The organism is Asticcacaulis machinosus (genome assembly GCF_028550435.1).
Lineage (GTDB): Bacteria > Pseudomonadota > Alphaproteobacteria > Caulobacterales > Caulobacteraceae > Asticcacaulis > Asticcacaulis machinosus.
The window spans coordinates 80202-103631 of the sequence record NZ_JAQQKV010000004.1 but is presented as its reverse complement, the minus strand read 5'-3'; the positions used below and the strand labels follow the sequence as shown (position 1 = coordinate 103631).

Sequence of the window (23430 nt, the reverse complement as noted above, 5' to 3'; positions counted from 1 at the left end):
TATACGGAACTATTTTACCTTGACGGCGGTCTTGAGGATTTTGGTGATGCGCTTGGACGACGGACGACCGGCCCAGCCCTGAGTGTGGTCAAGCCGCAGAACGAGCGTGTTACGCTCCATATAGACCCCCGGTGGGCGGCCTTCGATCAGACGGACTTCACGGATGGGTTCCAGCACTTTGCGGCCATTATTCTGGTTGGCGACATCGACGATAGCATCCGCCGTCACCCGTGCGGCATCGGCAAACAGGTAATCCGCGCCCGGTGTCTGAATATCGGCATCAAACGGCATCAGACGTGACACAGCCGCAGAGGCTTTTTTCGAAGCTCTGGCCAGTTGCTGAAACAATAAGCCTGGCGTCATGCGGCCAGCCTTGATGGCGTCAGCCTTTCCGCTGACGGCGACCGGATCGCCGGTCGGGCGGGTACGGCTGAACAGGGTCAACCCGCCCAGACGGGATGAGCGCAGAATGGGTTCGCCGACATCGTTCTTGAAAATCACATCACCGCGCGGCCCAGGCGACGGCGTCAGCGCCCAGACCTCAGCCTCACCATCAAAGCGGATGAACGGCTGATCTTGGGTGTGATCGAGCACAAACCCTTCGCCGTCTTCGGACATGAAGTGGGCAACATCAGGCATGGAATTGCCGCGGCTATCGGACGTCGATGGCCCCAGCATGGCGTCACGCAGGTTGTTCTGCGCACAAGCCGTACCTAAACCCCACCCTGTCAGGGTCATAACCCCGATCAGGAGGCTTAGGGCAACCGGCAATCTGAACTGACGCGTGGAAAATCTCATAGGACAAGTGTGTAAGCAGCGAGTGGGGCGGATTTAAGACGATCATTTCAAAAAAATTGGGCAAAGCCAAGGCGGCTTTGCCCAATTTCAGCAATATTAACAACATACTGCGGCTATATTATAACATATTGCCCTTACAACATATGCTGACCGCCATTGACCGCAATGGTTGCCCCCGTAATGAAGCTGGCCATATCCGACGCCAGGAAGGCGCAGATTTCCGCCACTTCCTCAGGCGTACCCAGACGGCCAACCGGAATACCGGCCACGATCTTTTCCAGCACCGCCGGATTGATGGCCGAGACCATCTCGGTCGAGGTATAGCCCGGCGCCACGCAGTTGACGGTAATGCCCTTGGCCGCTGATTCCATCGCCAAAGCCTTGGTGAAACCGATCATGCCGGACTTGGCAGCCGAATAGTTGGTCTGCCCCGCCTGCCCCTTTTGGCCGTTGATGGAGGAAATATTGATGATGCGGCCATAGCCACGTTCACGCATCCCCTCGATCACCTGACGGGTCATGTTGAAGACCGAGTCCATATTGGTGTGAATGACTTCCTGCCATTGTTCCTGCGTCATCTTGTGAAAAAAGCCGTCGCGGGTGATACCGGCATTATTAACCAATACGTCGATAGGCCCCAGGGCGTCGGTGACTTCCTTGGCGGCGCGGGCGCAGTCCTCAAACTTATCGACGCTGCCTTTAACGACCATGACGCCTAACTCTTCGGCGACCTTACGGGCATTTTCTTCGTTACCGGCATAGCCGGCAGCGACCGTCAGGCCAGCGTCTTTGAGACGTTTTACGATGGCCTTACCAATGCCGCGCGTGCCGCCGGTGACCAATGCTACTCGTGTCATATTATCCTGTTCCTATATTTTTTAATTAAATCAGATTATTAAACGATTGACTCAACGGTCATGGCAACCCCCATCCCGCCACCAATGCACAGGGTGGCAAGGCCCTTAAGCGGCTTACCCTGCTCGGCGGTGCGACGCTTCAGTTCAAACAGCAGGGTGGTCAGGATACGCGCACCGGACGCGCCGATCGGGTGACCGATAGCGATGGCACCACCATTGACATTGACCTTAGACGTATCAAGGCCCAGTTCCTTCACCACGCACAATGCCTGCGCCGCAAAGGCTTCGTTGGATTCGACCAGATCAAGATCGGCCACGCTCCAGCCCGCCTTTTCCAGCGCTTTTTTCGAAGCGGGGATCGGGCCGGTGCCCATGATCGCCGGATCGACACCGGCATTGGCCCACGACACGATCTTTGCCAGCGGTTTCAGGCCGCGTTTGGCCGCCTCATCCGCCGACATCAACACCAGAGCCGCCGCCCCGTCATTGAGACCCGACGCATTGGCCGCCGTCACCGAACCGTCTTTAGTGAAAGCGGGCTTCAGACCCGAAATGCTGTCCAGCACCACGCCGTGACGGATAAATTCGTCCTTATCGACGACCGTGTCGCCCTTGCGGCCCTTAATGGTAACGGGGATGATTTCCTCATCGAATTTGCCGGCTTTCTGGGCGGCTTCGGCCTTGTTCTGGGAAGACACGGCAAACTCGTCCTGCGCGCCGCGCGATATCTCCCACTTGGTGGCGATATTTTCCGCCGTCTGGCCCATGTGATAACCGTTGAAAGAGTCCCACAGACCGTCGGTGATCATAGTGTCTTTCAGGCCGAGATCACCCATTTTCTGGCCGGTGCGGATCTGCGCGGCATGAACCGCCAGCGACATGCTTTCCTGACCACCGGCAATCACCACCGTCGAATCACCCAGCGCAATTTGCTGCGCACCCAGAGCCACGGCCCGCAAACCGGAGCCGCAGATCTGATTGAGACTCCAGGCCGGGGTTTCAATCGGCAAACCGGCCTTGATCGAGGCCTGACGCGCCGGGCCTTGGCCTTGCGCGGCTTGCAAAACCTGCCCCATAATCACTTCATCAACATCGGCAGCGGCGACACCGGCCCGCTCAAGAACGCCCTTTATGGCGATCGCGCCTAGTTCAGCCCCCGAAAGGCTCGAAAGACCGCCTAAAAATGACCCGACCGGCGTGCGGGCAGCAGCAACAATAACGACATCTGACACGGTTTTGGCAGACATGCGGGCAAATCCTTTCACATTGATTCCGCTCATAGATTTCACATCTTTGTGTAACGGAATTTAGACAGTCGGGGCGGAATGCCGTAAGCTTAAAAAGCCTGCGGCGGACGTGGTCGACCCTGCAACATCCCGCAGCATTCGTCACCTGATTTTGCGTGAAAAAACCCTGTTATTACGGAATATTTACAACCTGTGAGCAAATTTTATGTGCAGTTTTGCAACTGCGAACATCATTTTCATCAGTGAATATAGGATTTTGCCGCATTTTATGTCCGGTTGCACGCAACTGCATCCAAAAAGCTTTACGCAATAGCAAAAAAAGGTCTAGTCTGCGCACAATAACCACACCTTATGCGGGCGGAATCGCTTCGTTTGAGGGCATGAACGGGAGAGACGTCCGATGACGGAAGGAAAGACCAAAACCAAACGTGGCGAAGGCGACCGCGTCGTTATTAAAAAATACGCCAACCGCCGCCTCTATAATACGGCGACCAGTTCCTACGTGACCCTCGACAATCTTTCCGACATGGTGCGTCAAAACGTCGATTTCATCGTCTATGACGCCAAGTCCGGTGATGACATCACCCGCGGCGTGCTGGCCCAGATCATTTTTGAAGAAGAAAGCCACGGCCAGAGCCTGCTTCCGATCCAGTTTTTGCGTCAGTTGATCTCATTTTATGGCGACAGCATGCAAAACCTGCTGCCGACCTATCTTGAAATGTCGCTCGACGGCTTTGCTAAGCAGCAGGAGCGTTTTCGTTCGCAGTTCTCTCAGGCTTTCGGCGGGGCGCCGGGTCTGGGGTATTTTGATGAGCAGGTGTCCCAGAACTTAGCCATGTTTGACCGGGCCATGCGCATGTTCTCGCCGTTCTCGTTTGCGGCCACGGCGGCAGGCGCACCGGCTTCGGCGGAGGCCCCTTCGGAGGGTTCGGAGACCAAGCCCACCGCCGACAGCCATGAAATGGACGATCTGAAAAAACAACTGGCCGCCATGAAGGCCCAGATTGATGCCCTGGCTCAAAAACCTTAAGTATCAGGGTTAACCGCCATCCACCGAGATTTTAGGCTCCCGCACAGGCTTTCGCCGCGGGGGCCTTTTTCGTGTCTGATTGTGAGGTTTAATAAAGTCGGTACCATTATCGGCTATGATCGGCCGCAACAGAATGTTGAGATCCCACATGACGTCTACACGCGACACGTCCAATCTGCCGGTTCCCGTAGGGCCGGTCATCGACCATGAGGCCGCCTCTGGCCCCAAAACGCGCCGTCGTCAGTCCGAGAGGCCGCAATCGGGCTTCACCGCTCAGATTTTGGGGGGTGGTGAAAAACGCGGCCTCAAAGGCGGGGCTGAGACTTTGGCACAGGCAAAAACAACCTATCTCAAGTCAGAATATTCCGGCCATAATGACCGCAGACCCCAGGCCGGGATCATCAAAAAGACCGAAATATAAGGCGTTCAGGGTTAATCGCGCTTAACCACGTCCGGCACGCAACTTGCACAGCCACTTCGCATTTCGCGGAGATATATCGTGCAGGCCTTCTACCCGTTTCTCACCAAGACCTTTGACGTGCTGATCGTTGCGACCATTTTCACGATATTCGGGTAAGCGCGTAACGGCTTCTGAATTAGAACTCGAAGTCGCGCCGTGCCGATATGGTCGTGACGATAAAGCCCGCCAGCACATCCAGCAGCGTCATGGCCGTCAGCATAAAAAACACTGACGTGGCAAAGGGCTTAAGCAGCAGAAACTGCACCAGACAGACGATAAACAAGACCATCGAAAGAGCGTGATTGATGATCGCCACCTTGTCCGATGAGGTCGATTTCAGCAGTTCAAAAAACAGCATGATCAAGCCGATCAGGGTGATGATATCCCCCACCCCGACCTTCCAGGTCGACCCCGGTGCCGGCATAGGCACGGTAAACCATACCCCGTGCAGGTAATTATAGGCCGCATCGGCCGTGCCGCCAAACATCGAGAAAAAAGCGATCAGATTGTAAGCAATAACCGGGATAACAAGTAACGGAAACGCGGTCCACATACTGGGCTGGCTGGGCGTAGGCGCACCGGACATACGTTTTCCTCCTGAGGCAATGGCTGACATGGTTAATATCGGTTTTTCACCAGGCTGACCAGACATTGCGCCCCTCGCGTCAATATTTATAGTTCAGTTGTGCTTCCCGGATGACGGTAACGCCGGTTTAGCCACATGACACCCGGAAGATCGGATAAGGCAACCCATAATCTGCCGATATTGGTATATTTAGAATGACCTGTGGTTCTGAGGCGATCCTCAACCCGCTCAAAAAGGGTTTTATACCCCTCACGGTTGACTAATGCTGGGATATAGCGGTGCATATTGTCAAAATAGGGTAAGCGCAGGAAGACATCACGACGGATCGCCTTAATACCGCAACCGGTATCTTCGGCCCCGTCATTCAACATGCGCTTACGGATACCATTGGCCCAGCGTGAGGCCCATTTTTTCGAAGCTGTGTCCTGACGGCGCTTACGCTCACCGGCCACCAGCCCCACATCCGGCCCGGCATTCAGCAGTTTCAGAGCTGTCCGCAGGACATCTGCCGCCGGGTTCTGACCGTCACCGTCCATCATGGCGATGATATTGGTGCGGGCATGGATGATACCGGTGCGCACGCCGCCCGATTTGCCGACATTCTTTTCGTGCTGAATAACCCGCAGATTAGGCACAGTTTTTTGCAGTTCGCACAACTTGGCCACTGTGCCGTCCGACGATTTATCATCGACGAAAATCAGCTCAAAACCATCGGCCCCAAGGCCTTCATCGAACACCGACTTCAGCTCATTCACCACACCACCTACCGCGCCCTCTTCATTCTGGACGGCCACGACGACGGAAACGGCTAAAGGCATTGATAATTCTTTCGGATCGGCAACCACGGCACAAACATCCGCAAACGCGGCGCGGTTTCAGGTCAGTTTGGATAAGACTTTGATTAAAGCTTTGATTCTGGGTCTTAACATTTTAAGCTGTCAGGGTAAATAGTGACAGACTTTTGCGAATCCTAAGCGTTTTTCGCTGGATTTTCTGTGCGTCTACAATAGTTTGCCGCCCATATTTTTGATCTTGCGCGAGTGTTTTCATGTCGTCCAAACTCATTGCTGCCGCAACCCAAGGCCTGCGCGGGCCGCTTCTGGCAGCGCTGGTGGCGTTTCTGGTCGGCTTGCCCTGCGCTCTGATCATCCCGCCGCTGGACCGCGACGAATCGCGCTTTGTGCAGGCGTCCAGCCAGATGCTGGAAAGCCGCGACTTCATCAACATCAACTATCAGGATGGCCCGCGCCACAAAAAGCCGGTCGGTATCCACTGGCTTCAGGCGGCCAGCGTGTCATTGACGTCTGAGGTCGGGGCGCGGGAAATTCTGGCCTATCGCTGGCCGTCGCTGCTGGGGGCCGCACTTGCCGCCTTTTCGCTGGCGTGGGGCGGCGGGGCCCTGTTTGATAACCGGCGCGGCCTCAAAGCCGGGCTGATACTCGGTATTTCGCTCCTGCTGTCGACCGAAGCCTTTATCGCCAAGACCGATGCCGTTTTGTGCGGGTTTGTGACCCTATTTATGGCGGCACTGGCGCAGATCTATGTGGCCTATCGCAACCGTCCGGATGGTGCCGATCCAAAAGTGCGCCTCAAACTTCGGCGTTTGCGCCTCACCTTCTGGCTGGCCTTTGCCGTCTCTATTCTTATCAAGGGCCCGATCGGGCCGATGATTTTTCTCGCCACAGCCTTCACCCTCATCGCCTGGGACAAGCAAGCCGCCAAGGGGGATGCTGCAAAAGGCAATATGGACTGGTTTCGTCATCTGGGCTGGAGTTGGGGGATCGCGCTGACCGCCCTTATGGTCGGGCCGTGGGCCATTGCCATCACCATCGCCACCGACGGCGCCTTTTGGGGCACGGCCATCGGTGACGATCTGGCGCCTAAGCTGGTCAGCGGATCTGAGGGCCATTTCGCCTGGCCCGGCACCCATACGCTCATGCTGCCGCTGATGTTTTTTCCGGGTACATTCCTGCTGGGCGGGGCCTTGCAGGCGGCCATTTCACGCCGGATTGAGCCCGCCATACGCTTTGCCATCTGCTGGTTTTTGCCCGCCTTCATTATCTTTGAAATCTCACCGACCAAGCTGATCCACTACCCCTTGCCGACCTATGGCGGCCTGGCTTTGCTTGCCGCCGTGTCGATCGGTATGGCGCATAAGCGCTGGGCCAAGATCATGAACATGGCGCTGGGCCTGTTTGCCGGTGTGGTCATCTCATGGATCGCCATTTCCGCATTAACCGAATTTGGCACGGGTGCGCATCCGACGGTGGCACTCACGGCGGTGACCCTGACGGTGGCATTTGCCCTTCTGATTGCGGCCCTTGGCGGGTTCTTCCTGTGGCAGAACCATAAGGCCGCGGGCCTGTTGTGTCTGTTCCTGGGCGGGATCGGTGGGCATCTGGGGCTGATTACGCTGGCCTCTCAGTTAAAACCGCTGTGGATGTCGGTTAATCTTGAAAATACCCTGATCGAGACCAAGATGGATCCGCGCCTCGGCCTGATACCCGGCCCTGTGGCGACACTGGGTTATGCCGAACCCAGCTTTGTGTTTGCGATGGGCACCAAGACCGCTCTGCTGGATAACGCTCAGCAAGCGGTTGCCGTGGTCGAACAGGGCCGTCCGATCTTTGTCGAAGCCGAGCATCTGAAAGCATTCGAAGCTGAAATGGCGAAAAATAACCTGAAAGTTCGCGCGATCACGACGGTGCACGGCCACAACTATTCCAATGGCAATGAGGTGGCGATCACCCTGTTCCGCAAGCAGTAATCAAGCGCGTATAAAGGCTTACAGGCTTACTCTTCGGGCTTCATGCGCGGGCGCAGGGCCGAGCGCAGGAGCGACACCATAAGAATCAGCGGGCCCAGAGCCCAGACATAGAGCTTACGCCACGGGGTATCGGCGCGTTTATTGAAGAAGTAAACCAGCCCCTTGCCCTTGTTCCACTCCACAAAGGTCGGGGCAACGTGGGAGGTATGGCCTTCGTGGATGACTTCGGCATGAGGGTGAAACAGGACAATCCCGCCCATTTTGCGCGCCCGCCAGCACAGATCGACATCTTCGACATGCAGGAAAAACTCAGGGTCAAAGCCGTCCAGTTTGTCGAAATCAACCTTTGAAATCGCAAAACAGGCCCCCGATATGGTCGGCACCGCCATCGGCGCATCAGGCAGAGGCTTATCGTGGTGATGCAACTCAAACCCTTCGAGCCCCTGCACGAACCGCTCAAGCCGCAGCAGCGACACCAGCGTCGTCACCGGTGTGACTTCGCCGCGCCGCGCCCCACGCTGTTCAGTGCCGTCAGTATTGAGCACCCGCGCCCCGACGATGCAGGGGCTTGGCTGGCCTTGGGCCGCCGCCACCAGCTTTTCCACCGTGCCGCCTTTAAGCGACGCATCGGGGTTGAGGATCACCAGCCACGGCTGACGCGCTGATTTCGCCCCAAGGTTCACCGCCCGGCCAAAGCCGATATTGCCGTGGCCCTGTAGCAAGGTCACGCGATTATCGGCGCGGGCCAGCGCCTGAAGTTGCCGTTCAACCTCTGGCGTGGAGCCGTTATCGACCAGTATCAGCTCAGCCACCGCTCCATCGCGCAAGACATCGCGGATGCTATCAAACAGGATTTTTCCCGTGTGATAGGCAACCATGATGACGCTGACACCGGACAGCGGCGGCGCAATTACAAGCGATGATGAGGACGCGGCCATATCCACGACTACGCCTATTTCAAATCCGGCGGCGTGGCATCCGACGCCAGTTGCGCCACGGAGGCCTCAACACTCAGGATCGTTTGACCATCCGAGCCGAGATGCCGCAGCGCGACCTCTCCGGTTTCGGCTTCCTTGCGGCCAACGACCGCGATGACCGGCACCTTGGCGAGTGAGTGTTCGCGGATCTTATAGTTGATCTTTTCATTGCGCAGATCGGTTTCAACCCGCATCCCGGCCGCCCGGTATTTGGCCGCAACGCTTTCGGCATAGTCATTGGCATCCGACGTGATCGGGGCGACCACAATCTGCACCGGGGCCAGCCACAGCGGGAATTTACCGGCGAAATTCTCGATCATGATACCGATAAAGCGCTCGAACGAGCCCAAAATCGCGCGGTGAAGCATGACCGGTCTTTGACGCGAACCATCCTCCGCCACATATTCAGCATCAAGCCGTTCGGGCAGGATGTAATCAAGCTGCAATGTACCGCACGTCCATTCGCGACCGATGGCGTCCTTAACGATAAAGTCCAGCTTCGGCGCATAGAACGCCCCGTCGCCTTCGGCAATGACCGGCTCGACGCCTGCTTTACGCGCGGCCTCCAGCAACATCCCCTCGGCCTTATCCCAGAACTCGTCCGATCCGGCGCGCACTTCGGGGCGGGTGGCCAGATTGATATAGGCCGTTTCCATGCCGAGGTCAGCGTGGATCATGCGCGTCAGGCGCACAAACTTTTCTGTTTCCTCGACGATCTGGTCTTCGCGGCAGAAGATATGGGCGTCGTCCTGCGTAAAGGCGCGCACCCGCATCAGGCCATGCAGAGACCCCGACGGCTCATAGCGGTGACAGGCTCCGAACTCGGCCATGCGCATCGGCAACTCTTTGTATGACCGCAAACCGACCTTGAAGATCTGAACGTGACCAGGGCAGTTCATCGGCTTGAGCGACAGGGTTTCGCCCTCAACCGTCTCACAGACGAACATATTGGCGCGGTACTTATCCCAGTGGCCGGAATTTTCCCAGAAGGTCCGATCCAGCACCTGCGGCGTCTTGACCTCGGTATAGCCGGCCACATCCAGACGGCGGCGCATATAGGCCTCCAGCGTGCGGTACAGCATCCAGCCCTTGGGGTGCCAGAAGACCATGCCGCGACCTTCTTCCTGCATGTGGAACAGGTTCATGGCACGACCCAGTTTACGGTGATCGCGCTTTTCGGCCTCTTCGATGCGGGTGATATAGGCCTGTAAGTCCTCTTCGGTCGCCCAGGCTGTGCCATAGATGCGCTGAAGCTGGGCGTTATTCTGATCGCCGCGCCAATAGGCCCCGGCCAGCTTGGTCAGCTTGAACGCCTTACCGACAAAGCGCGAGGACGGCATGTGCGGCCCACGACACAGATCTTTCCATTTATCGCCATGACGATAGACGGTAATGGTTTCGGTGCCGGGCAGATCGCGGATGATCTCGGCTTTATACTGTTCTCCGATTTCTTCGAAATGTTTGATGGCGGACTCTCGGTCCCAGACTTCGCGCACGATCTTCTCGTCGCGGTCGACCAGTTCCTTCATCTTCTTTTCGATTTTCGGCAGGTCGTCGAGGCTGAAGGGTTCTTCGCGGGCGAAGTCATAATAAAAGCCGTCCTCGATCGACGGGCCAATGGTCACCTGCGTACCCGGAAACAGTTCCTGCACCGCCTGCGCCAGCAAATGCGCGGCATCGTGGCGGATAACCTCCAGCAGTTCCGGTGCGTCGCGCGTCAGGATCTCAATCTTGCCGCCGTGATCCAGCGGGCGGTCGAGATCGAGCATCTCGCCATCGATCTTGATGATCGCCGCTTTCTTAGCCAGCGATTTGGAAAGGGACTCGGCGATAGCCCTCCCGGTGGTTCCGGCCTCAAACTCACGCTTGGCGCCATCGGGGAAAATCAGGTCTATCGTCATGTCACAGTCACTTTCAGTATGCTCAGCCCCTACAACAGGCCAGAGCGTGGATTTAAGCCTCACCCCTACGACAGGCAAAGGCAGTTATTTTTCGCGCTTAAGCGGCACAGGATCATATCCCGAACCGCCGCCGGGGCGACACCGGCAAATCCGTTTAAAGCCCATCCATCCGCCCTTGAGCGGGCCGTGGGTGATCAGGGCCTCAGCCGTATAGTCCGAACAGGTCGGCAAAAACCGGCACGCCTGCCCGATCATTGGTGACAGGCCGAGCTTATAGGCCCGGTGGCCAGCCCTGACCGCTTTTACATAGATGTCAGCCATGACAAAAGCCCTAACACACCGGATCGCGCGCAGATGAATCTATTTGCCCCTGTTTGGCAAGATTATAGTGGCAAATTCAGGGCATCATAGGTTGTAATCAGAGATTAACCACTGATTACATATAGCCGTCGGCCTTGAAACGCACGGCGCTGGCCCGGATCAGATCAGCGATATCCTGCGTTAACTCCGGCGTCAGGCCCTTGAAGTTGAACGATGACTTGCCGTTCTGGCGGCGCTTCAGGCTGTCGGGTAAGGTCGCCAGCATCTCCGGGTGCTGATAGATTGGCATGAGATGAAGGGCCACGATGCTCTTACGGATTTCAACCCCGCCAAACCACATGCGAAAACCGTCCTTGGCCGCGCGCGGTGAGCCCAGATAATAGCGCATGGGTTCATCGTGCAGCGATACGCAGTCGCGCTCATAGACCAGAAGCATTTGCTTAATAGCCTCGAACGCTTCGGTCAGATTGGTGTGCGCCATGTTATGTCCTTTTACCCGCCGATTTTAAGCACGACCTTACCGACATGCTGCCCGGCCTCCAGCCAGGCGTGAGCTTCGCCCGCCTTATCAAGGCTAAATTCCTTTTCGACAACGGTTTTTATCTGACCCGCGTCAATCAGGGGCCAGACCTGATCGCGCACGGCATGGCTGAGGCGGGCTTTCTCATCGGCCGAGCGTGGCCTGAGCGTCGATCCGGTTAAGATCAACTGCTTTTGCATGATGCGAAACAGATCCAGCGTGACCTTTGAGCCCGCGCCAACGCCGACCTGAACCAGACGCCCTTTGGGTTTCAGGCAGATCAGATTCCGGTCAGTATAATCACCACCCACGATATCAATAACCACATCCGCCCCGCCGAACGCCTTCACGCCTTCGACGAAATCCCCCGCCGTCGCATCAATGACCAGATCGGCCCCGAAGGCCGCCACCGCCTGCGCCTTATCCGCGCCGCGTACCGTGGTGATGACTTTGGCCCCCATCCCCTTGGCCATCTGGATCGCCATAGAGCCTATACCGGAATTGCCACCGTGGATGAGTACCGTCTCACCCGCTTTTAAGCCTCCGCCTTCGACCATATTGGCATAGACGGTAAGCGACACTTCCGGCAGGGTCGCGGCCTCTGCCATCGTAAGACCTTTGGGAATGGGTAAAAGATGACGGGCATCGACGCTGACGAACTCAGCATACCCCCCGCCATTGGTCAGTGCACAGACCTTATCGCCCAGCTTCCAGCCCAGCAGACGGGCCTCTTCATCACTCAGGTTCAGGCTCTCGATATAGCCCGAAACCTCAAGCCCTAATATAGATGACGCTCCCATAGGCGGCGGATAGACGCCGATGCGTTGTAGAATATCGGGACGGTTCACCCCGGCATGGCTGACCCGTATCAGGACATGCCCCGCGGGCGTATCAGGACGGGGCGCTTCGGCCTTAATAAGATCATACGGACTTTTCCCGTCATTGTTCACCTGAATCACATCCATGCTGATTCGTTTTCCTTGCAATCTTCGCCTGATACGGGTTTGATGATGATCATAATCACATAGGGTTCATATTCAACCGATCCCAGTTTTTCGATCTTAGCCTTGGCCAAAAAATACGGGGAGACAGCCTATGATAGACGATGACGTTCCGGCTGAACCGCGGACGCTGGAGGGGCTGAAAGGCCTTGCGGGCAATCTGTTTCGGGAAGATCTCGATCCGTTCAGTGTCGAAGATCTGACCGCCCGCATCGAAGCCCTTGAGGCTGAAATCGGGCGCACACGTCAGGCCCTGACTGCCAAAAAAAGCCAGCGCTCGGCGGCGGATGCGCTTTTCTCCTTCAAGGGGTAGAGACTCCGAACAGTAACATCTGCGGTCACGGGCATGGCACGGGGGTTGCAAAACACATTTGAGACAAGGCCAGCGGGGCATGATATGGTTCGCATGGCTATTATGGTTAAGCGTAGTACGGGTTCGCCCTACATTTATTTGAAGGCAGTCTTTTGATGTCAGATAGTGTCGCCACACAGATAGTCCAGCGCGTTGAAATCGTGCGTGATTTTGCCCGCTCAGATCTGTTTGACAGGACCTTTAAAGAAGGTATGGCCCTGGTCGAAGAGACCGCCGCCTATCTGGATGGAGACGGCCGCCGTGACAGCCGTCTGCTCAACCGCGAAGACGCTCTTGCCTATGCCGGTGAAAGCATGCGCCTGACCACCCGCCTGATGCAGATTGCCTCCTGGCTTCTGGTGCAGCGCGCTGTGCGCGAAGGTGATATGGAAGCCGTCGATGCCTGTGAGGAACGCTATCGCCTGAGCCCGGTTCAGGGCAATTCCGGTGATGCCACCGAAAAGATGCCCGAAGGCCTGATCACCCTGCTGGATCGCGCCAATCGTCTTTATGAGCGTATCTCGCACATGGATAAGCGTATGTTTATTGACGGCGAAGCTGAAACACCTGCGGTTAATCAGGTTCTGAGCCAGATGCAGCTTCTGCAGAACGCCTTTGGTGCCGCCACCGAAACGCGCCAGTAAGCAGAGCACGTACCGAAATGAACAAGGGGCCTTATGGCCCCTTTTTTGTTGCCCCCTTTTTGTTGCGTGCGGCGACGGTCAGTCAATTTGATGTGGATAGGGTTATCACCACTTTTCACATGCCCTCACACTGTACGGCCCCACCCAATACTCCCCCATAGGTGTCTCGCGCCTGTGACTTCGCCTCTGGCACGAAGCTTGAAACTCACACTACGAAGCGTCCCGAAACGGAACGCGGAATAAGTGAATTTCAACAGCCAATCCTGACCAGAAGGGGAATTATTATGGCTACTGATATCGACCTGCACCTCGGCAAACGTCTGCGCCGCCGCCGCCGCCTGCTCGGCCTGACCCAGCAACAACTGGCGCTGGCCGTCGGCATCCGCTTCCAGCAAATCCAGAAATATGAATGTGGCGCCAACCGCATTTCGGCGGCCCGCCTGTTCCAACTGGCCAAGGCTCTGGAAACCCCGATCAACTATTTCTATGACGGCCTGTCCGACGACCGCACCGAAGTCGCTGCGGTTCAGAATGAAGGCATCGAAGTGTTTTCGCGCAAGGAAACCCTCGACCTCATTCAGGCCTACTATCGCCTGTCGGAGCGTCCGCGCCGTCGCCTGCTGGATCTGGCCAAGTCGCTCAACGGCGAAAGCGATCAGGCGGCTTGATTTTTTTGCGCTCGTTGAGCGCAATAACGCTCAAACGCCGCTAAGGCTTTCCTCACATAAGTTCGGGCGTGCGGTCGCACTTGCCAAATCCTAAAGGATTTGGAGGTTCTGACCACCTTAAAATTTATGTGCAGTGGCAGCGGTGCTTGCTCTAAACACTACCCTTCTGGTCGCAGAGCGTCCGGATGATCACTTTCCGACTGGACGGACATGGCAACTGGCTTTAAGCCTTGCGTCATGACAAAAACCCCGGACTTTGATCATCTGGACGCCTTTGCCCAGACCCTCGCCGCCGCCGCCGCGCAGATTTCGCTGCCGCTGTTTCGCACCCTGTCGCTAGGGGCCGATAACAAGCTGGATAAGGGCTTTGATCCGGTCACCGAAGCCGACAAAGGGGCTGAACGCGCCATCCGAGCACTCATTTCGGAACATTTCCCTGACCACGGCGTGATCGGCGAAGAATATGGCGAGCATCAACCCGACGCCGAGTTCGTCTGGGTTCTTGATCCTATTGACGGCACACGCGCCTTTATTTCCGGCCTGCCGCTGTGGACGACCCTGATCGGTCTGCGCCACCATAATCGTCCGGTCGTGGGACTGATTGCCCAACCGTTCTTAGGTGAAATTTTTATCGGCAGCCCCAATCTCGGCTCCCGTCTGATCACCGCCTCTGGTGAAACAACGCTGAAAGTGCGCGATTGCGGCACACTATCCGCCGCAACGCTCGGCACCACCGACCCCTTCCTGTTCAAAGGCATTGAGGCCGATGCGTTCGGTTCATTACGAAGTGCGGCCCGTCTCGCGCGCTATGGCTGCGACGCCTATGCCTTTGCGATGGTCGCCCAAGGGACAATGGACATCGCTCTTGAAACCGGCCTGATGGCCTGGGATATCGACGCGATTATTCCGGTGATTGAAAACGCCGGCGGCACGGTTACCAACTGGCACGGCAAACCCGTCGGTGGCTACGGCGGTCAGGTGATCGCGTCTGGCAGCACAGCCGTGCGGAATGAAGCCTTAGGACATCTGGGGCGCGCGGCGACCTAATATCCGGTCTGCCAGAACAACGACGGCAAACAAAACGCCTGTAAACACTATCAAGCCGGCGATATTGACCACTACCGCCCCATATCCCAACGTATGCGCGTCAAAAACGGCATATGGGTAAATCTTGGTGATCGCGCCACGGATCATTACGTAGGCCACATAGATGGCCGCCGGTATAAACATCGCCGGGATATCGCGAAATCTGACGCTGCCATGCGGTTGCACACCCGTCCACCACGCCAGATAAATGATAGGCGTCACATAGTGCAGCGCGATGTCGCAGACCTTGAACCACCCTTGAGGGTTCCAGCTATTCGCCAGCATGAAATGGTAGAATATCATAACCAAGGTCATGATTCCGGCCATCATAGCGCGTACCCCGTCGCGCCTGAACCCCTCCAGCCAGCGCCCCTTAAACAGCGCCGACGCATAGATCAGAACCAACACCAAATTCGTCAGTATGGTGAAGAAACTGATAAAGAAAATGAAAGCGTCCAATAGGTTATCGCCATTCACTAATCTTGACGAAATAGTCAAAAAAAGTTGAACGCACAGGGATATGGCCCCAACCCCAAGCCCGCTAACGGTTATGACGCGTTTCATAATGTTCCCCTGCACGTTGTGTTATGACGCAATTATGGTAAGGTGTACCAAACACCGGTCAAACTCCGGCCATAAAAAATGTCTAAAAGACTTTGCAGCAGCCCTTGGGAAACGCCAAAGCGCTGCCTATATGCCCAACTATCATCAGAACGATACAAAATTCTTTTATAACCTTAAGCGTTTAGAGCCTGCAGCCTTAAAACCGCACCCCGAAACCGTAAGGGATAAATGCCGATGAGCTATATTGCGAATAATTCTCAATTGCGATATGATGAGATCGACACCTATTCTGATCCGTTCGCGTTCACAGGGACATCACACCCTGTCGGCGCTTTATTAGACACACCTCATAAGAAGGAGGCCGACATGCTGGGAACCCCTGCCATTAAGCGCTCCACCGCCACCCGCCACTCGATTATTCCCGACCTGACTCTTGACGACCTGCTTAACGACGAAATGACCCGCATGGTCATGGAAGTCGATGAGGTTGACGAAGACAATTTACGCGAAATGTTGTCACTGACGGCGGAGTCTTTACGTCTTCGCCTCAGCTAGGCCTTGTTTGATGCAGTAAGTCGCCTTATCTGGCGGGTATGATTATTCGTACCGCCACCGCCGCTGACCATGACGCCATCTGGTCAATCCTTGAACCTGTCATCCGCGCCGGAGACACCTACGCCCTGCCCCGCGACTGGTCGCGCGAGCAGGCCTTAAGCTACTGGTTTGCCGACGGCCATCATACGTTTGTGGCGGAAGATGACGGGCAGATTTTGGGCACCTATTACCTTAAAGCCAACCAGAAAGGCGGCGGCAGCCATGTCGCCAACTGCGGCTATATGACCGCCGCTCAGGCCACCGGTAAAGGCGTGGCGCGGGCCATGTGCCAGCACTCGCTAGAGGTTGCCAAAGACATGAGCTTTGCCGCCATGCAGTTCAATTTTGTGGTTTCAACCAACAGCCGCGCCGTGGCGCTATGGCACGGGCTGGGTTTTCAGACCCTGACCCGCCTGCCGGACGCCTTCGACCACCCGACCGAGGGCCTGGTCGATGCCCTAGTCATGTTCCGTAAGCTCTAGGTCCGGCGTTTTCACCGCCACATCCTCGGCAATAAAGCCGCCGGTCTGACGCGCCCATAATCTAGCATAAAGACCATTTGACGCGATCAGTTCGGCGTGCGTACCGGTCTCCACGATCTGCCCGCCATCCATGACCACCAGCCGGTCCATACGCGCAATGGTGCTGAGACGGTGGGCGATGGCAATCACCGTCTTGCCGGCCATAAGGTCAATCAGGCTGTCCTGAATGGCGGCTTCGACCTCGGAATCAAGCGCAGAGGTCGCTTCATCCAGCACCAGCATGGGCGCATTTTTAAGCAGCACCCGCGCAATGGCGATACGCTGACGCTGACCACCCGACAGTTTGACGCCGCGCTCCCCCACATGGGCCTCAAGACCCGTCCGCCCTTTGGAGTCGACCAGAGCCGGTATAAAGCTGGCCGCATGGGCACGGGCGGCCGCCTCCATGATGTCGTCATCGCTGGCGCCCTGACGGGCATAGCCGATATTGTCGCGGATCGAGCGGTGCAGCAGGGAGGTATCCTGCGTCACCATACCAATATGGCTGCGCAGGCTTTCCTGCGTGACCGCAGATATGTCCTGCCCGTCGATCAGGATGCGCCCACCGGTCAGGTCATAGAGCCGCAGAAACAGGTTTACCAAGGTCGACTTACCCGCCCCTGACGGCCCGACCAGCCCGATCTTTTCACCCGGTGCTATAGTAAGATTGATACCATTCAGCGCCGGCCGGCCGCTTTCGCCATAGCCGAACTCGACGTCCTCAAAGCGGATTTCACCGCGCGAAACATTCAGTTCGCGGGCATCATTCGCATCCACAACGCTATGGTTACGAGAGATGGTTTCCATGCCGTTCTGCACCGTGCCGATGTTTTCAAACAAGCTGGTCACCTGAAACATCACCCAGCCGGACATGTTCAAAAGCCTCTGGGTCAGGGCGCCGACCAGAGCAATAGCGCCGACGCTGATGCTGCCCGAACTCCACAGCCACACCGCCAGCACACCCGTCGAGACCAGCAGACTGGCATTGAGCACCGCCACCCCGATATCGAGTGTGGTGATCAGGCGCTGCTGGACCTGCCATTTCTTGCCATTGAAATCGAGGGCATCACGCACATAGTCGTCTTCGCGGCGGGTATTGGCAAACAGCTTGACCGTCTGGATATTGGTATAACTGTCAACCACCCGCCCAACCAGCGATGAGCGCGCCTCTGAGCCTTCTTCGGAGGCCTTTGACAGTCTGGGCACAAAGCGCAGGCACATCAGGACATACAGCGCCATCCAGATGACCACCGGCAGAACCAGTCGCGGATCGGCGCTGAAAAACAGCACGATCGCGCTGGTGAAATAGACGATGACGTACAAAAACGTATCGCACAGGGTCACCAGTGTATTGCGTATCGAAGACGCCGTATCGACCACCTTAGAGGCCACCCGCCCGGCATAGTCATTGCTGAAAAAGCTCAAGGATTGACGCACGACATGGCGGTGCGACTGCCAGCGGATCAGGGTCGGCAGATTTGTGGCGATCGCCTGTTGCAGGATCAGCGAATGTAAGCCCAAAAGCGCGGGTGACAAAACCCCCAGCACCAGCAGCATGATGATGAATTCACGGCCATGCTCAGCCCACAGTCTGGCCTGATCGGCATGGGTCAGTATGTCGATGACCCGCGCCATATATTGAAACACCATCACTTCGGTGAGGGTGAAGGCTAAGCCCACCACCAGCAGTACCGCAAAGACCGGCCAGACCTGACGCAGAAAGTGGGTGAAAAAGCCCCGCACCGTCGTGGGCGGCGTCACCGCCGGATAGTCCCGGAACGGTTTGATCAGGCTTTCGAAAAAATTAAAAAGGGGCGTGAGTATCATCATAAACCTGTGGGCGTCTTAAGCTTATATTGCCACGCCCGTGTGTCAGTTTATGACATCAAAAAGGGCGGGAACCGGTCCCGCCCTTCTGAAAATATTCAGAGTGCCTGGCGGGCTTATTTTTTGCCGAACAAACGTGCCCAGAAACCGGGCTTCTTTTGCGTGACAGCCGCCTTGGCCTCAGCGGCAACCTCTTCGACCTTGGCTTCAATTTTATCAAACGTCGGCTTGGCGGCCTTAGCGGCCTCATCAATTTTGGCCTTGGCGTCGTCAATCACATCTTCGATCTTGGCCTTAGCTTCATTGATCGCAGGCGTTGCCGCCTTTACAGCGTCGTCGACCTTATCTTCAACCGCATCAATGACCTTCTCGGCCTGAGCCTTAGCTTTTTCAAGGGCCGGCGTCGCCGCCTTAATGGCGTCGTCGATCTTGTCCTGAGCGGCGTCGATCGCCTTTTCAGCCTCTTTTTTCGCCTTGGCGATGACCGGCTTGGCCTTGGCTACAGCGCTATTGGCGGCCTTGGTTGCCGTTTTCTTGGCGTCCGCCACCGCAGCTTCAACCTTTTTCGTGGCCGTTTTCACGGTTTTCTCAGCGGTTTTTTCAGCAGACTTCACGACCTTGGCCGCCTTGGTTTCGGTTTTGACCGCAGCCTTGGAAACTTTCTGAGCCTCAGCGACCACGGCCTTTTTAGCGTCGGCAACGATCGGCTTCACTTCGGCAGCGGCCTTTTTGACCGTTGTCTTGGCGGCCGTAGTTGCTTTTTTGGCGGTTGCCGCTGTGGTCTTGGCGGCAGTCTTGACGGTTTTCTCAGCCGCAGCCACGGTCTTTTCCGCCATCGCATTAACTTGGGCCTTCACGGCCGGAGCCTTACGCGCGATGGTCTTTTTTACACCGGCATCGGCCGGGATTTCTGTTTCCGTCGTCGTCTTTTTCGTGGTAGCTCTCGCCATCAATCTTATCCCATCGCTCAAACGCAGTCGTCGAATCTCCTTAGCCTATCTGACTCTGCCATCTTAATCAATTGCGTACAAAGAACATAAAGCACCATGACCTACCATCCTCAGCAAATCGTCGCCCGTGGCCCGCGCGCCATTGCCGAAGCGGCAGCCAGCGCCATTGACGACGACGCCTTCCTCGAAGGGGCGACCTATTCCATCCTTGAGGAAGATGAGGACAAAAACATCTGGCGCATCGACGCCTTCCCCACGACTGAGGACGAGTCTGAGCGGCTGCAAGAGGTTTTGGCCGGTTACACCGACCTTAAACTCACGACGGAACAACTGGCCGATGCCGACTGGCTGGCTATGGCTCTGTCGGGTCTGCCGCCGGTACGCGCAGGCCGGTTCTTTGTCTATGGCGCCCATGATCGTGGGAAAAAACCACTCAGCGCCGTCAATCTGCGTATCGAAGCGGGCGCCGCCTTTGGCACCGGTCACCACGGCACCACGGTCGGCTGCCTGTGGGCCTATAACGACCTGCTGAAAAAGCACCGCTTTGGCCGCGTGCTCGATGTCGGCGCAGGCACCGGCGTTCTGGCCATCGCGGCCGCCAAAACCGGCACAAAATTCGCGGTCGGCACCGACATCGACCCGATCAGCGTGCGCATTTCCAATGAGAACACCAAACTCAATCAGGCCAAGGCCCGCTTTGTGTGGGCCAATGGCTTAAACCACAAGGATGTGCGCAAGGACGCGCCCTATGATCTGGTGTTCGCCAATATCTTAGCACGGCCTCTGGTTGGTCTGTCCCATTCAATCCGCGGCGCGCTGAAACCGGGCGGGATCGTCATTCTGTCGGGCCTTCTGCGCACGCAGGAACGTTTCGTAAAGGGCGCCTACCTGTCACATGGCTTTAAGGTCGTGCGCCGCATCCACCGCGACGCCTGGTGCACGCTGGTGATGCAAAAAATATCATAAATTGATGAGTCCCGCCATGCCCGACACCGCTTTTCAGACCTTTGATGTCACCACCCATCCGTCGCAGGGGGTGGCCAATGTCGCAGGCTTGCGCGCGCAAATGACGGGGCTGGGGCTTTACGGCTTTATCATCCCCCATGAAGATGAGCATCAGAACGAATATCTGCCGGACGCCAATGAACGGCTGGCGTGGGTATCGGGCTTTACCGGCTCGGCAGGGGCCGCGATCGTGTTTCAGGACAAGGCGATACTGTTTGCCGATGGCCGCTACACGCTGCAATCGCGCGAGCAGACCGACCCTTCGGTGTTCACCGTCGAAGATTATAATGGCATGGCGTCACTGGCCGAACAGCTTCTGACCGCGCCCAAAGGCTCGGTCATCGGCTATGATCCGGCCCTGCACAGCCCTGACGGTCTGAAAACGCTGAAAGCTGCCGCCGATCAGGCCGGCCTGACGCTCAAGGCCACGTCGCCCAATCCGCTAGATCTGGCGTGGGGTAATAATCGCCCGGCTCAACCGATGGCCCCCGTCGTGCCGCACCAGATTGAATTTGCGGGGGTAACGTCTGCCGATAAGCGCCACGGGCTGGCTGACACGCTGAAATCCAAAGGGGCCAAGGCCGCCCTGATCACGTCCCCATCGTCGCTGGCATGGCTTTTCAATATTCGCGGTGGCGATGTTATTCGCTCGCCCCTGCCGCTGGGTCAGGCGATCCTGTTCGATGATGGCCGCGCGCAGATTTTCCTCGAACCGGCCAAGGTGACGGACGGCCTGACCGAATGGCTGGGAAACGAAGTCTCGCTGCTGACGCCGGCCGATATCGCAGGGGCTCTGGCTGACCTGAACGGCCAAAACGTCATGGTCGATCCGGCCATATCCTCGGCCTACTGGTTTGAAGCCCTGACCTCGGCTGGTGCTATCACCGTGCCCGCCGACGATATCTGCGCTCTGCCCCGCGCCTGCAAGAATGAGGTCGAAATTGCGGGCACGACCACCGCCCATATCCGCGACGGGGCGATCATTTCGACCTTCCTGCATTGGGTGGCAACCGTTGCCCAAACCACCCTGCCGTCTGAAATCGAAGTGGCGCAAAAGCTGGAATCGCTTCGCATCGCCTCCGGCCGCGTCAAGGACCTGTCGTTCGATACGATTTCCGGCTTTGGCCCGCACGGCGCCCTGCCCCATTACCGCGTCAATACGGCCTCAGATATTCGCATCCAGCCCGGCAATCTGCTGCTGGTCGATTCCGGTGCGCAGTCTGAGGATGGCACCACCGACATCACCCGCACTATGGCGATCGGTGAGCCGACCGCAGAACACAAGCGCATGTTTACTCTGGTGCTCAAAGGCCATATTGCCTTAGCCACCGTGCGCTTTCCGGCGGGCACGACCGGCACGCATCTGGACGTGCTGGCGCGACAATATCTGTGGGCCGGCGGGTTTGACTATGATCACGGCACAGGCCACGGCGTCGGGGTCTATCTGGGGGTTCACGAAGGGCCGCAACGGATTTCAAAGGCGCTCAACCGCTATCCGCTGCAAACCGGCATGATCGTCTCGAACGAGCCCGGCTTTTACAAAACCGGTGAGTTCGGCATCCGTATCGAGAACCTGCAATATGTCACCAAAACCACCCCCGTCGAAGGCGGCGAACGCCCCATGCACGGGTTTGAAAATCTAACTTACGCACCCATCGATCGTAACCTGATCGAGGTGTCGCTGCTGACCGAGGCAGAGCGCGCCTATATGGACACCTACCACGCCAAGACCTTTGACCTGCTCAAAGACCTCGTTGCCCCCGACGTCCGCGACTGGCTCGAAACCGTGTGCGCGCCCCTTTAAGAACTCCCCCTGTTGCAGGGGGAGCTGACTTTGATGCTGGCATCAAAGTCAGAGGGGGTAAAAATCACCCCCGCCCGTAAAGCGGCATGTTCGTCGCCATGATGGTCACGAACGGCATATTGGCCTCAGGTGGCAGACCGGCCATATGCACCACCGTATTCGCCACATGGGCCACATCCATGCGCGGCTCAGGGCGTGTGCTGCCATCAGCCTGCAACACGCCCGATGCCATGCGCTCAGACATATCAGTAACCGCATTGCCGATATCGATCTGAGCCGCCGTGATCCCGAACGCCCGGCCATCGAGGATAATCGATTTGGTCAGGCCCGTTACGGCGTGCTTTGACATCACATAGGGCGCGGCATGGGGCCGCGGCCCATAGGCCGAGATTGAGCCATTATTGATAATCCGCCCGCCCTGAGGCGTTTGAGCCTTCATGACCCGAATGGCCTCACGCGCGCATAGCATTGCCCCCGTCACATTGGTGTCGATCACGGCCTTGGCCTGCGCCCAGTCAAGATCTTCCAGCGGCACCGCCGGCGCGCTGACACCCGCATTGTTAAACAGCATATCGATGCGCCCGAAGCGGTTGATCGTTGCCTCAAACAACGCGGCAACCGAGGCTTCATCGGTGACATCGGTGGGGACGCACAGGGTATCCCCCGCACATACGTTCGCGGTGTCTTTGAGCGCAGCCTCCCGCCGCCCAGCCAGTACGAGCGACCATCCGGCCTGCGATAAAGCGACCGCAACCGCGCGGCCTATGCCACTGCCCGCCCCGGTGATGACGGCGATTTTTGAACGTTCCATAACGTTACCCCCTCTAAGTGCAAATCAGTGATTTGCCCTTAGCTCCCCCTGCAACAGGGGGAGTTCTAAAAAACAAAATCTTAAAGAACTCCCCCTCCAAGAGGGGGAGCTTTCAGAGACGCTGGCGTCACTGAAAGAG

The 23430-nt window shown here is 57.1% G+C and carries 25 protein-coding genes; 11 read left to right on the top strand and 14 right to left on the bottom strand.

Annotation, left to right across the window (positions count from 1 at the left end; genetic code table 11):
* Positions 1–9: 9 nt before the first annotated feature.
* The 3 genes from PQU98_RS15745 to PQU98_RS15735 form a co-directional block, all read right to left on the bottom strand.
* On the bottom strand, positions 10–798 hold the full coding sequence (locus tag PQU98_RS15745; protein WP_272745918.1) for a DUF4908 domain-containing protein: 789 nt from the start codon (positions 796–798) through the stop codon (positions 10–12).
* 134 nt (positions 799–932) lie between these two features.
* Positions 933–1655 carry an acetoacetyl-CoA reductase gene (gene phbB, locus PQU98_RS15740; protein WP_272745917.1) on the bottom strand — a complete coding sequence of 241 codons (723 nt, stop codon included), beginning with the start codon at positions 1653–1655 and terminating at the stop codon, positions 933–935.
* Positions 1656–1693: 38 nt separating this feature from the next.
* On the bottom strand, positions 1694–2887 hold the full coding sequence (locus PQU98_RS15735) for an acetyl-CoA C-acetyltransferase (RefSeq protein WP_272746086.1): 1194 nt from the start codon (positions 2885–2887) through the stop codon (positions 1694–1696).
* Positions 2888–3302: 415 nt separating this feature from the next.
* Here PQU98_RS15735 and phaR point away from each other — a divergent pair, with 415 nt between their 5' ends.
* Positions 3303–3932 carry a polyhydroxyalkanoate synthesis repressor PhaR gene (gene phaR / locus PQU98_RS15730; RefSeq protein ID WP_272745916.1) on the top strand — a complete coding sequence of 210 codons (630 nt, stop codon included), beginning with the start codon at positions 3303–3305 and terminating at the stop codon, positions 3930–3932.
* A gap of 148 nt (positions 3933–4080) precedes the next feature.
* Positions 4081–4353, top strand: a complete 273-nt coding sequence (locus PQU98_RS15725) for a hypothetical protein (protein WP_272745915.1) — start codon at positions 4081–4083, stop codon at positions 4351–4353.
* 175 nt (positions 4354–4528) lie between these two features.
* Here PQU98_RS15725 and PQU98_RS15720 read toward each other — a convergent pair whose 3' ends face one another.
* The gene (locus PQU98_RS15720; protein WP_272745914.1) at positions 4529–4978 is read right to left on the bottom strand and encodes a hypothetical protein; all 450 of its coding nucleotides are present in this window, start codon (positions 4976–4978) and stop codon (positions 4529–4531) included.
* 86 nt (positions 4979–5064) lie between these two features.
* A complete protein-coding gene (locus PQU98_RS15715) occupies positions 5065–5796 on the bottom strand; it encodes a glycosyltransferase family 2 protein (protein ID WP_272745913.1) in 732 nt (243 codons plus the stop codon).
* Positions 5797–6026: 230 nt separating this feature from the next.
* Between PQU98_RS15715 and PQU98_RS15710 the strand changes: the two genes are divergently transcribed.
* Positions 6027–7745 carry an ArnT family glycosyltransferase gene (locus tag PQU98_RS15710; RefSeq protein WP_272745912.1) on the top strand — a complete coding sequence of 573 codons (1719 nt, stop codon included), beginning with the start codon at positions 6027–6029 and terminating at the stop codon, positions 7743–7745.
* A 26-nt stretch (positions 7746–7771) separates the two neighbouring features.
* Here PQU98_RS15710 and PQU98_RS15705 read toward each other — a convergent pair whose 3' ends face one another.
* The 5 genes from PQU98_RS15705 to PQU98_RS15685 all read right to left on the bottom strand — a co-directional run bounded on the left by PQU98_RS15705 (position 7772) and on the right by PQU98_RS15685 (position 12429).
* Entirely contained in the window at positions 7772–8683 is a 912-nt protein-coding gene (locus PQU98_RS15705; protein ID WP_272745911.1) for a glycosyltransferase family 2 protein, read from the bottom strand.
* A gap of 14 nt (positions 8684–8697) precedes the next feature.
* Positions 8698–10623, bottom strand: coding sequence for a threonine--tRNA ligase (gene thrS, locus PQU98_RS15700; protein ID WP_272745910.1), 1926 nt, complete (start codon positions 10621–10623; stop codon positions 8698–8700).
* Between the two features lie 84 nt (positions 10624–10707).
* Complete coding sequence (gene yidD, locus PQU98_RS15695; protein ID WP_272745909.1) at positions 10708–10944, bottom strand: membrane protein insertion efficiency factor YidD; 237 nt, start codon at positions 10942–10944, stop codon at positions 10708–10710.
* A gap of 115 nt (positions 10945–11059) precedes the next feature.
* Positions 11060–11425, bottom strand: a complete 366-nt coding sequence (locus PQU98_RS15690) for a hypothetical protein (RefSeq protein ID WP_189485740.1) — start codon at positions 11423–11425, stop codon at positions 11060–11062.
* An 11-nt stretch (positions 11426–11436) separates the two neighbouring features.
* Positions 11437–12429, bottom strand: a complete 993-nt coding sequence (locus tag PQU98_RS15685; protein WP_272745908.1) for an NAD(P)H-quinone oxidoreductase — start codon at positions 12427–12429, stop codon at positions 11437–11439.
* A gap of 130 nt (positions 12430–12559) precedes the next feature.
* Between PQU98_RS15685 and PQU98_RS15680 the strand changes: the two genes are divergently transcribed.
* The 4 genes from PQU98_RS15680 to hisN all read left to right on the top strand — a co-directional run bounded on the left by PQU98_RS15680 (position 12560) and on the right by hisN (position 15176).
* Positions 12560–12778, top strand: a complete 219-nt coding sequence (locus PQU98_RS15680; protein WP_272745907.1) for a DUF1192 domain-containing protein — start codon at positions 12560–12562, stop codon at positions 12776–12778.
* 155 nt (positions 12779–12933) lie between these two features.
* Complete coding sequence (rcdA, locus tag PQU98_RS15675) at positions 12934–13461, top strand: protease adaptor protein RcdA (protein ID WP_272745906.1); 528 nt, start codon at positions 12934–12936, stop codon at positions 13459–13461.
* A 284-nt stretch (positions 13462–13745) separates the two neighbouring features.
* Positions 13746–14129 (top strand): helix-turn-helix domain-containing protein, encoded by a 384-nt coding sequence (locus tag PQU98_RS15670; protein ID WP_272745905.1) that lies wholly within the window; start codon positions 13746–13748, stop codon positions 14127–14129.
* Between the two features lie 237 nt (positions 14130–14366).
* Positions 14367–15176 carry a histidinol-phosphatase gene (gene hisN / locus PQU98_RS15665; protein ID WP_272745904.1) on the top strand — a complete coding sequence of 270 codons (810 nt, stop codon included), beginning with the start codon at positions 14367–14369 and terminating at the stop codon, positions 15174–15176.
* Here hisN and PQU98_RS15660 read toward each other — a convergent pair.
* Positions 15147–15674, bottom strand: coding sequence for a Pr6Pr family membrane protein (locus tag PQU98_RS15660; protein WP_272745903.1), 528 nt, complete (start codon positions 15672–15674; stop codon positions 15147–15149). The two genes, hisN and PQU98_RS15660, sit on opposite strands and share 30 nt — an antisense overlap.
* Positions 15675–16145: 471 nt before the next feature.
* Here PQU98_RS15660 and PQU98_RS15655 point away from each other — a divergent pair, with 471 nt between their 5' ends.
* On the top strand, positions 16146–16334 hold the full coding sequence (locus PQU98_RS15655) for a hypothetical protein (RefSeq protein ID WP_272745902.1): 189 nt from the start codon (positions 16146–16148) through the stop codon (positions 16332–16334).
* A 38-nt stretch (positions 16335–16372) separates the two neighbouring features.
* A complete protein-coding gene (locus PQU98_RS15650) occupies positions 16373–16855 on the top strand; it encodes a GNAT family N-acetyltransferase (RefSeq protein WP_272745901.1) in 483 nt (160 codons plus the stop codon).
* Here PQU98_RS15650 and PQU98_RS15645 read toward each other — a convergent pair.
* Positions 16832–18721, bottom strand: coding sequence for an ABC transporter ATP-binding protein (locus PQU98_RS15645; protein ID WP_272745900.1), 1890 nt, complete (start codon positions 18719–18721; stop codon positions 16832–16834). The genes PQU98_RS15650 and PQU98_RS15645 overlap by 24 nt on opposite strands.
* 116 nt (positions 18722–18837) lie before the next feature.
* Positions 18838–19671: a hypothetical protein gene (locus PQU98_RS15640; protein WP_272745899.1), complete on the bottom strand. Its 834-nt coding sequence runs from the start codon at positions 19669–19671 to the stop codon at positions 18838–18840.
* A gap of 96 nt (positions 19672–19767) precedes the next feature.
* On the opposite strand from PQU98_RS15640, the gene PQU98_RS15635 reads away from it, so the two are divergent.
* Entirely contained in the window at positions 19768–20637 is an 870-nt protein-coding gene (locus PQU98_RS15635) for a 50S ribosomal protein L11 methyltransferase (RefSeq protein WP_272745898.1), read from the top strand.
* A gap of 16 nt (positions 20638–20653) precedes the next feature.
* On the top strand, positions 20654–22480 hold the full coding sequence (locus PQU98_RS15630; protein ID WP_272745897.1) for an aminopeptidase P family protein: 1827 nt from the start codon (positions 20654–20656) through the stop codon (positions 22478–22480).
* A 64-nt stretch (positions 22481–22544) separates the two neighbouring features.
* Here PQU98_RS15630 and PQU98_RS15625 read toward each other — a convergent pair whose 3' ends face one another.
* Positions 22545–23291: an SDR family oxidoreductase gene (locus tag PQU98_RS15625; RefSeq protein WP_272745896.1), complete on the bottom strand. Its 747-nt coding sequence runs from the start codon at positions 23289–23291 to the stop codon at positions 22545–22547.
* Positions 23292–23430 lie beyond the last annotated feature (139 nt).

Coding starts and splice junctions, on each gene's coding strand:
- PQU98_RS15625 (WP_272745896.1), bottom strand. CDS start 23,291: ATGGAACGTTCAAAAATCGCCGTCATCACCGGGGCGGGCAGTGGCATA.
- PQU98_RS15715 (WP_272745913.1), bottom strand. CDS start 5,796: ATGCCTTTAGCCGTTTCCGTCGTCGTGGCCGTCCAGAATGAAGAGGGC.
- PQU98_RS15635 (WP_272745898.1), top strand. CDS start 19,768: ATGACCTACCATCCTCAGCAAATCGTCGCCCGTGGCCCGCGCGCCATT.
- PQU98_RS15710 (WP_272745912.1), top strand. CDS start 6,027: ATGTCGTCCAAACTCATTGCTGCCGCAACCCAAGGCCTGCGCGGGCCG.
- PQU98_RS15720 (WP_272745914.1), bottom strand. CDS start 4,978: ATGTCCGGTGCGCCTACGCCCAGCCAGCCCAGTATGTGGACCGCGTTT.
- PQU98_RS15645 (WP_272745900.1), bottom strand. CDS start 18,721: ATGATACTCACGCCCCTTTTTAATTTTTTCGAAAGCCTGATCAAACCG.
- PQU98_RS15690 (WP_189485740.1), bottom strand. CDS start 11,425: ATGGCGCACACCAATCTGACCGAAGCGTTCGAGGCTATTAAGCAAATG.
- hisN (WP_272745904.1), top strand. CDS start 14,367: ATGACAAAAACCCCGGACTTTGATCATCTGGACGCCTTTGCCCAGACC.
- PQU98_RS15640 (WP_272745899.1), bottom strand. CDS start 19,671: ATGGCGAGAGCTACCACGAAAAAGACGACGACGGAAACAGAAATCCCG.
- PQU98_RS15630 (WP_272745897.1), top strand. CDS start 20,654: ATGCCCGACACCGCTTTTCAGACCTTTGATGTCACCACCCATCCGTCG.
- PQU98_RS15680 (WP_272745907.1), top strand. CDS start 12,560: ATGATAGACGATGACGTTCCGGCTGAACCGCGGACGCTGGAGGGGCTG.
- PQU98_RS15650 (WP_272745901.1), top strand. CDS start 16,373: ATGATTATTCGTACCGCCACCGCCGCTGACCATGACGCCATCTGGTCA.
- phaR (WP_272745916.1), top strand. CDS start 3,303: ATGACGGAAGGAAAGACCAAAACCAAACGTGGCGAAGGCGACCGCGTC.
- rcdA (WP_272745906.1), top strand. CDS start 12,934: ATGTCAGATAGTGTCGCCACACAGATAGTCCAGCGCGTTGAAATCGTG.
- PQU98_RS15685 (WP_272745908.1), bottom strand. CDS start 12,429: ATGGATGTGATTCAGGTGAACAATGACGGGAAAAGTCCGTATGATCTT.
- PQU98_RS15670 (WP_272745905.1), top strand. CDS start 13,746: ATGGCTACTGATATCGACCTGCACCTCGGCAAACGTCTGCGCCGCCGC.
- PQU98_RS15655 (WP_272745902.1), top strand. CDS start 16,146: ATGCTGGGAACCCCTGCCATTAAGCGCTCCACCGCCACCCGCCACTCG.
- PQU98_RS15705 (WP_272745911.1), bottom strand. CDS start 8,683: ATGGCCGCGTCCTCATCATCGCTTGTAATTGCGCCGCCGCTGTCCGGT.
- thrS (WP_272745910.1), bottom strand. CDS start 10,623: ATGACGATAGACCTGATTTTCCCCGATGGCGCCAAGCGTGAGTTTGAG.
- phbB (WP_272745917.1), bottom strand. CDS start 1,655: ATGACACGAGTAGCATTGGTCACCGGCGGCACGCGCGGCATTGGTAAG.
- PQU98_RS15725 (WP_272745915.1), top strand. CDS start 4,081: ATGACGTCTACACGCGACACGTCCAATCTGCCGGTTCCCGTAGGGCCG.
- yidD (WP_272745909.1), bottom strand. CDS start 10,944: ATGGCTGACATCTATGTAAAAGCGGTCAGGGCTGGCCACCGGGCCTAT.
- PQU98_RS15745 (WP_272745918.1), bottom strand. CDS start 798: ATGAGATTTTCCACGCGTCAGTTCAGATTGCCGGTTGCCCTAAGCCTC.